At 44.0% G+C, this 6094-nt stretch carries 7 protein-coding genes and 4 pseudogenes; 9 read left to right on the forward strand and 2 right to left on the reverse strand.

Features of this window, described 5'->3' with window-relative positions:
- From ACYTXL_RS14765 to ACYTXL_RS14775, 3 genes and pseudogenes are all read left to right on the forward strand, one after another.
- On the forward strand, positions 1-212 hold a 212-nt coding region (locus ACYTXL_RS14765; RefSeq protein WP_461925392.1), incomplete at its 5' end, for a hypothetical protein.
- Positions 213-547: 335 nt separating this feature from the next.
- Positions 548-1429 (forward strand): pirin family protein, encoded by an 882-nt coding sequence (locus tag ACYTXL_RS14770; protein ID WP_461925393.1) that lies wholly within the window; start codon positions 548-550, stop codon positions 1427-1429.
- Positions 1430-1621: 192 nt separating this feature from the next.
- A pseudogene (locus tag ACYTXL_RS14775) lies at positions 1622-1747 on the forward strand (ParA family protein); the annotation flags it as partial.
- Positions 1748-2085: 338 nt separating this feature from the next.
- Here ACYTXL_RS14775 and ACYTXL_RS14780 read toward each other — a convergent pair.
- Positions 2086-2247 (reverse strand): annotated as a pseudogene (locus ACYTXL_RS14780) (IS630 transposase-related protein); the annotation flags it as partial.
- A gap of 237 nt (positions 2248-2484) precedes the next feature.
- Here ACYTXL_RS14780 and ACYTXL_RS14785 point away from each other — a divergent pair.
- The 6 genes and pseudogenes from ACYTXL_RS14785 to ACYTXL_RS14810 form a co-directional block, all read left to right on the forward strand.
- Positions 2485-2949 carry a hypothetical protein gene (locus tag ACYTXL_RS14785; protein WP_461925394.1) on the forward strand — a complete coding sequence of 155 codons (465 nt, stop codon included), beginning with the start codon at positions 2485-2487 and terminating at the stop codon, positions 2947-2949.
- A gap of 44 nt (positions 2950-2993) precedes the next feature.
- Positions 2994-3374, forward strand: a complete 381-nt coding sequence (locus tag ACYTXL_RS14790) for a hypothetical protein (protein WP_461925395.1) — start codon at positions 2994-2996, stop codon at positions 3372-3374.
- An 86-nt stretch (positions 3375-3460) separates the two neighbouring features.
- Positions 3461-3931: a helicase HerA domain-containing protein gene (locus tag ACYTXL_RS14795; RefSeq protein WP_461925396.1), complete on the forward strand. Its 471-nt coding sequence runs from the start codon at positions 3461-3463 to the stop codon at positions 3929-3931.
- 81 nt (positions 3932-4012) lie between these two features.
- Positions 4013-4261 (forward strand): hypothetical protein, encoded by a 249-nt coding sequence (locus ACYTXL_RS14800; RefSeq protein WP_461925397.1) that lies wholly within the window; start codon positions 4013-4015, stop codon positions 4259-4261.
- Positions 4262-4541: 280 nt separating this feature from the next.
- A complete protein-coding gene (locus ACYTXL_RS14805; RefSeq protein WP_461925398.1) occupies positions 4542-5444 on the forward strand; it encodes an ATP-grasp domain-containing protein in 903 nt (300 codons plus the stop codon).
- A 185-nt stretch (positions 5445-5629) separates the two neighbouring features.
- Positions 5630-5977, forward strand: a pseudogene (locus ACYTXL_RS14810) (transposase); the annotation flags it as partial.
- A 4-nt stretch (positions 5978-5981) separates the two neighbouring features.
- On the opposite strand, the pseudogene ACYTXL_RS14815 reads toward ACYTXL_RS14810, so the two are convergent.
- Positions 5982-6094, reverse strand: a pseudogene (locus ACYTXL_RS14815) (16S rRNA (cytidine(1402)-2'-O)-methyltransferase); the annotation flags it as partial.

The following is a 6094-nucleotide window of genomic DNA, read 5'->3' on the forward strand; positions in this document are numbered from 1 at the left end:
CCGGGGTTGACGTGCCAGTTGCAAGGACAAATGTCTTTGTTTGGGATGTTCGATCTGGGCTAAAGCTCAGTGTCTTTAGACCTGAGTTGCTTACAATATTAATTGCCTCCAAGACTATTTGGCGGAACTGCTTACAAGCGGGAGCGATCGCAGTCTTCTCAGGGGTGCGATCGCCTTTGTGTTTGGTAAGTCAAAGCGATGCCTTACTTTAAAGGGCTAAAATTCTGAGTAGGTTCACTTTGACCGCAGCGCTTTGACTCTAGATTCTGCCAGTACAGTGATAAATTTGTTGCTTGAACTCGGTTAGCCACTGATGGATTTTATGAAGGCAATGGTTAAGTGGGCGTAGTTTCCCGCCGTAGGTCTTACCCTGAGCCGGCGCCGTACCCTTTGGGATCTTGCTACGCCCAGCGTCTCCAAGAGTTGGGCATCGCCTTATTCTTAGAAGATAATCAGGATAATCAGGGTGATCGCACCGGATCGTTCTCATGTCCCTCATTTCTCAAAAAATGGGTAGATGAAATATATAAGAAGGCAGGTAACGGTTATGGAAAAATTAAGCATCGCACCTTTGGATTTGAAGACAGTAGACAGCATCTCGTCAAACCACTCCACGCGCCATATCATTCATCGTACCTGGGGGCAGCGAAGCGGACCGATCACTCGCTTGGTCAGTCCGTCTGACGTTGGAGAGCTGATCAAGCCCTTCGTGTTTCTCGATTATTTTGAGGCGCAACCTCTGAGTGCATCTGGCTTTGGATGGCATCCCCACTCAGGCATTGCGACAATTACCTTTATGCTGTCGGGTGAAGCATCTTATGAAGACAGCACGGGCAAGCAAGGTATTCTTCCACAGGGAGGTGTTGAGTGGATGCGTGCTGGCGGTGGCGTCTGGCATCAGGGGGGGAGTAGTGGCGGCTCACTCATGCAGGGATTTCAACTTTGGATCGCGTTACCGCCTGAGCAAGAGCTTGCTCCTGCACAAAGCGTCTATCTGTCTCCGCATGAAGTAGAAGAGTCAGGGGCGGTGCGTGTAGTGTTGGGTCGGTACGGGACTGCAAAAAGCCCTATTGCTGCACCGCCATCCATAAATTACCTCGCCGTGCGACTGAAGGATAAAGAACACTGGCACTTTGAACCAGATGCAGGTCACACCGTGTGCTGGGTCGCCGTACAGGCCGGAATACTGCATAGTGATCATAATACGTTGGCATCTGGCGAGCTTGTGGTTTTTGAGGAATCAGATGCTGCCATTGATTTCCATGCCGAAGGTGACACTACATTTGTGCTTGGTTCCGCCATTAAGCACCCACACAATCTGGTGTTGGGTTACTACTCAGTTCACACCAGCCCAGATGCCTTACATCAAGGCGAAACTGAGATTAAACGCATCGCTAACAGGCTTCGGACTGAGGGTCGGTTGCCCTGAGTATATCCGTCATGAGGATATACTCAGGGCAAAAAGCCATATCACTGCGATCGCTCTGGATGATCGCACCTCCGGCGATTTCAGAGTCATCGCATCCCAAATTTCTTACTTTCCCCAGTTGTATTACCCTTGCCCTAGCGCTACAATCTGCGTGTATTAGAGGCTTTTTTGTGATAACCGCAATTTATTAAAGTGACCCAAACCCGCATTATTGCGCTATTTAATCAATCAGGGGGAGTGGGAAAAACAAGTTTAACAATGAACTTGGGCTACCACCTCGCTCAAAAAAAGAAAAATCGCGTTCTTCTGATAGACATGTGCTAAAGTCCTGCGCTCTGGGCAACTTGAATACACCAAGGCACGAGCGAGCGCACGATTTAAAAATGAGTCAACAAGAAAACAGTTACTCTTAGATACGAAAGTCCTAAATCTCTCACTGAGCGAAATCAAGCTTAAGATTCAAGAAATTGAGTCTGCTGCTCAATCAGAGACTCCATCTCAAACAGAATCAGCATCCATAAAAGAGCGTGTTGATAATACGTTCCAACGCTTCAAGAAAGTTAAAGTGTGGGATGACCCGAAGAAAAAAGCTAAGGTAGAAAAGCTTTTGGTACAGTTGGAAGCATTGATAAAAACTGATAGCGAAGTAAAATAATTTGGGCATTAAAGTCACCCCTTTCCCTCCGACCCTGAAACCATGTATTGATGGTATTACGACTGATGTTGAAGAATTCACTGGCTTGGCAGCGCTTCATTCCATTGAGTTCAATCGCCTCTATCACTTTTCGTCGTAGGTCATAACTGTAAGGGTTTGCCATAGGAATGCAGAAATTAATCACTTCTCTATATATCCTACGTCCTAACTTAGATGGCGACTGCTATAACAGAGCTTGCCGTTCGCCTACAGCGACCTAACGGAACGCAGTAATTACCACGAGAGTTGCCGTATTACCTTGTCTGGTGAAACTTCACAATACATCCCGTAATCTCACCGTACAGTATGCCGGACTGTATGACGGAAAATAGATAATAAATCGGCATACAATCTTACTTTTATGGCAGACAGTCAACCCGATACCCTTTCGGCAGTTCCTCATGGGGGAAACCCCCAAGACCGGACTGCCTCACAAAATAATGTTGAAAATTTGAAAATTTCCATATTAGATTTACAAAAAAAATACGGGATTCAGCGCGACACCTTCTACGGACGGACACGATACCTTCGGATTACAACCTGGAAGGAGGGCGGTAAAGCTTACCTGGATGCCGGACAAGTACAGCAAATGGTACACGACCACATCAAAACTACCGGACGCATGGAAGGCTACCTAGTCCCTGAACCATCTGGGCCAGTTGAAGAGGAGCTGCAAGCTGACGGCTTTATGGTGGCATTTATTGAGCCGGCAACACCCAAGCAGATGCTCTTGGAAATTGCCCACCAGTTTGAGATTCCCACTGAGGATTTAGAAGGGAAATCATTAACAGCCGACAAGTTGAAACGGGCGATCGCTCTAAGATAAATGGGCAATATCTAATTATCCAGGTGCAGGGGACTGGGTTTTTAGTGCAATCTGACGACGGGCGGATTTACAAAGCCTCGACCGAACCCGATGCTCAAATTTTCTTACAGGAAATCACAGCTGATGTGGGCCGCCCGGCTATCACTAATATTGAGGCGTTGACTTTGGAGGATGAACCGATAGAAAGTGCGATCGCACAGTTTAACCGCACTGGGGCGATGGTTTTTGTAACTGGACAGCTAACGGTTGATGGGCTGGAAACTTCAGGTTTACCCCGTGACCCTTACCAATTCCCTGTAATCAAAGCGACTGATACCAGCATCACCTTAGAAGCTGCACCCCTTGCAATTGTCCAAAACAAATTGCGTGAGGAATTCGCCACAGGTCAACTTCAAGTGAGGGTGATTAATAGCAGCAGTCAATAGTCCCAATGCCCAATGTCTAATGTCTAACTCATAACTCATAATTCATAACTCATAACTCCTAACTCCTAACTCCTAACTTAAACCCGATGCCCCCTAAACCACTGCCAGCAGCTACCTTAAAGCCCAATCAATCCAAAAAGACCTCTGTTACTGATACATCTGGCATTCTGCTAGGTGACAAAGTTTACTGGAATCCCGCCAAACTTCGGAATGGTCACGCCGTTATTTTGGGGACTTCTGGAAGCGGGAAAACCCAGACTTTAAAAGCGATCGCTCATGAACTCCCATTATTATTTCCTCATATCAAAATAGTTATCGCAGATTTTCATGGTGATTTGGGGCTACCTTCGGAAGTTTGCTATGCACTTGATGCTGAGTCACCTTATGGGTTGAATCCCTTGGTAATTGACTTAGATCCAAAAGGTGGTGGACCAGACTTACAAGCGATCGCTGTCTCATCTATCCTCAGAAAGTCTTTAAAGATGGGGGATAATCAAGAAGGATTTAATTTTAAATGCCTTTATATACGCCGCACTGTACTAGCGTTTCTAAGGTAATCCATTAGGATTGGGTTCGTACTGCTGGCTATGGTATAGTAACACTGAGTACATTTACTTGGCAAAATTTCGGTGAATTATATGAAACATCCCTTTGAACTAAAAATATCTGACCTAGAAGCACTTGAGCTAGATTTTGTAGAGCCATTAACAGATGAGTCCGCTCAAAAAATTACAGGAGGCGCTAAAGTTACAACTGAGTACGTTACTGCCAATCGGGGTGAGGCAGGAGAAGAAGGTGGTGGCGGTCATGGGGCTACAACTGAGTACGTTACTGTCCCTCATCCGGGTGAGGCGGCAGAAGAAGGCGGTGGTCTATGTTTCCACTAGACTTTCTTTCTTGATGATTGCGAAGACATTTAAAAGATAATATCCTGTGATCATTTTCTGGTGCTAGGTAGGAGGCTCAGTTGGCAGTTTTAATTGATTGAAGGCAGGATGGACAAAGTTTCTTCCCTAGAGAGTTTCAAATGTTAGGATTTTACGTTTAATTATGTCCACCTACTTAGCCAATTTATTTGATTAAGAGGCAGCCGATTAATACTTTTTAGTTGATTAAAAGTATTAATCTCTTAGCTGATGTATTTAACTATCAATATTTTATATAAGAATGAAGATTCTCGTATTAGGTAATTCTTTTGATGCTCATGCTTCACATATAAAAGATGCGCTGACAAAAGCAGGTACAGCAGTAAATTACTTAGATACTCGTTTGTTTCCAACTCAGGTACAAATTTCTTGGCAACCTGATATTCAAGCTGGCTGTTTGGTTCTACCAGGGGGACATCAGTTAAATTTGCAAGATATCAAGAGTGTTTTTTGGCGGAATTTTTCTGCTCCTTACATTCCGCCATTAGAAGAAGGTCAGCAGACAATTGCTTCTAGTGATGCGATGAGTGTACTGCGGACACTGCTGCAAGCTAAATCAGTCAGATGGATCAATTCTTGGCAAGCTTACCAGTTTCACAAAGAAAAACCCTTGCAACTGAGTCAAGTAAAGCTTCTGGGCGTTGAAATTCCAGCGACATTGATCAGCAACAACCCACAACAAGTAATTGAATTCTGTAAAATCTACCCAAAGACAATTTTTAAGCCAGTGTACGGTGGGACACATACTCAGTTGGTGAGTGACTTTCATTTAGAACCCCATCGGCTAAATTTGGTATTACGACTTTCTCCGGTAACATTCCAAGAGTATATTCCTGGTACTAACATCCGCAGCTATGTAATAGGAGAAGACATTTATGCTGCGGAAATTCGCAGTAATTCTCTAGACTTTCGAGAAGATGAAAAAGCACAGTTAATTCCGGTAGAACTGCCTTCTTTAGTTCAACAACAATGTTTAGCCATTACTAAAGCCTTGATGTTAGAGTGGACGGCGATAGACTGGCGTTTAAAACCAACGGGTGAGTATGTCTTTTTAGAAGCAAATCCCAGTCCGATGTTTTTACACTTTGAGCAACAAACAAAATTTCCCATTACTCAAAGTTTAATTAACCTTTTATTAGCTTAAAATTCTTGGTAAAAATGAATCTAATTACAATCAGATACCACTGTTTTAGTTAAGTAGAACTGGAAGGCGTATGTTTATGCTTTCAAAGCATTGCTCCTGGCATATTCTTATCACAGCCACCAATGATTAGCACTTGTTTTTTGGAAGAATGTTTTAGAAAAAAATGATGGAGCTTGAAGCGACTGAAGCTCACTCATACTGGACGTATCAGAGTGATTGTACAGGATAACGGACCGATATACCGATGTCTTGAAGTGCAAAAGCTATGGTCAAAGTGGGAAGACATGGGTTTGTACATCTTTTTCTTACCTGCATACTGCTCCCAGATGAACCCAATTGAATTGGAGTGGCAGCACCTGAAAAAAGACGAACTATGTGGGCAAATATTTGATGATGAGTTAGACCTCCCTTATGCCTTAAAGCTAGGGGAGAAAAGGGCAACTACAGTACGCGACGTATTAAATTTAACTCTAATGCCTATAGTTAAGTTTTCGTTACATAGTTATAAATTTTCCTGCCCACCTACTTATTAGTTGTTTAAGACTCAGGAGTGAGGACTATAGAAAGAGCTAGTTGATAGAGTTGGCGACGGGGAAGGAAAGTCGCTTTTGCTAACTGACGGCTAGCTTGCGATCGCGATATTCCCTGAG

The organism is Nostoc sp., from assembly GCF_054880495.1.

Excerpts from the sequence above, each read along its gene's own strand:
- ACYTXL_RS14770 (WP_461925393.1), top strand. The coding sequence starts at position 548 with ATGGAAAAATTAAGCATCGCACCTTTGGATTTGAAGACAGTAGACAGC.
- ACYTXL_RS14785 (WP_461925394.1), top strand. The coding sequence starts at position 2,485 with ATGGCAGACAGTCAACCCGATACCCTTTCGGCAGTTCCTCATGGGGGA.
- ACYTXL_RS14795 (WP_461925396.1), top strand. The coding sequence starts at position 3,461 with ATGCCCCCTAAACCACTGCCAGCAGCTACCTTAAAGCCCAATCAATCC.
- ACYTXL_RS14800 (WP_461925397.1), top strand. The coding sequence starts at position 4,013 with ATGAAACATCCCTTTGAACTAAAAATATCTGACCTAGAAGCACTTGAG.
- ACYTXL_RS14805 (WP_461925398.1), top strand. The coding sequence starts at position 4,542 with ATGAAGATTCTCGTATTAGGTAATTCTTTTGATGCTCATGCTTCACAT.